Raw genomic sequence first — 1,215 nt, 5'->3', positions numbered from 1 at the left:
ATCATTCCAATAAGGATTCGTTTGATGAGGCTTGCCTTGGTCCAGGCTCTAATGATTCGTTTCATAGCAGTCTCCTTCAAATGTATTGTTTATAATTATAGTATAAATATGCTATATAGGCAAGTGATATTTTGAAAATAGGGCCGATAATTGAATAATTATGAAAGAAAAGAGAAGGGCGATTTTATGGTATAATAGGGAAAAGGAGTTTTATATGCAAGATTTTTTTCAACGCTATTTTGATAAACTTGATTTAACAACCATATTAGAGAATCTCTTGACCAAGGTGATTTCTCTTTTGATTTTGTTTTTACTATTTTATATAGCTAAAAAGATGCTTCATGCAACTGTACGAAAGATTGTCAAGCCCTCGCTTAAATTTTCCAATCGAGATGCAGGAAGACAAAAGACTATCTCCCGTTTGCTGGAGAATGTCTTTAACTACATTCTTTATTTCTTTCTGCTCTACTGTATCCTGTCTATTTTAGGTTTGCCAGTTTCTAGCCTCCTTGCTGGTGCGGGGATTGCCGGGGTGGCCATTGGTATGGGGGCGCAAGGCTTTCTATCCGATGTCATCAATGGCTTTTTCATCCTCTTTGAACGCCAGCTTGATGTGGGCGATGAAGTGGTTCTCACAAATGGACCGATTACCGTTTCTGGAAAGGTCGTTAGCGTAGGGATCCGTACAACTCAACTGCGAGGTGACGATCAAGCCCTTCACTTTGTTCCAAATCGTAATATCACCGTCGTCAGCAATCTATCTCGTACTGAATAGGCCGGCTATTTTAGCAGATTTGTGGTACAATAGAAGGAGTTTGGTAAAGGAGAGAGTATGCTATTTGTAGAGAAAAAATTAGGTCACGATTGTACGTGGATAGACCTTGATGTAGACAAGATTAAAAACATGGAAGACCTTTCGGATGTCTATGGATTGGACAAGGAAACCATCGAGTATGCTCTGGATAGAAATGAGCGTGCCCACATGGACTATCACCGTGAAACGGGAACGGTAACCTTCATTTATAATGTTCTTGACTTAGAAAAAGACAAAGAATATTATGAAGCGATTCCGATGACCTTTATCGTTGAAAAACAACGGCTGATCACAATTAGCAACCACAAGAATAGTTATGTGATTAAACGAATGGCATCCTACCTTGAAAGCCATGAAGTTGTTTCAATCTACAAATTTCTTTTTGCCAGTTTAGAGATTAT

At 38.7% G+C, this 1,215-nt stretch carries 2 protein-coding genes; both read left to right on the top strand.

The window, feature by feature from the left end:
* The first annotated feature begins 214 nt into the window (after nucleotides 1-214).
* Nucleotides 215-775, top strand: coding sequence for a mechanosensitive ion channel family protein (locus GMD1S_RS07880; RefSeq protein WP_001150569.1), 561 nt, complete (start codon nucleotides 215-217; stop codon nucleotides 773-775).
* A 57-nt stretch (nucleotides 776-832) separates the two neighbouring features.
* On the top strand, nucleotides 833-1,215 hold a 383-nt coding region (locus tag GMD1S_RS07875; RefSeq protein ID WP_000899709.1), incomplete at its 3' end, for a CorA family divalent cation transporter.

Source organism: Streptococcus sp. GMD1S (genome assembly GCF_000296875.1).
GTDB lineage: Bacteria > Bacillota > Bacilli > Lactobacillales > Streptococcaceae > Streptococcus.
This window is presented reverse-complemented; position numbering and strand designations above follow the sequence as displayed.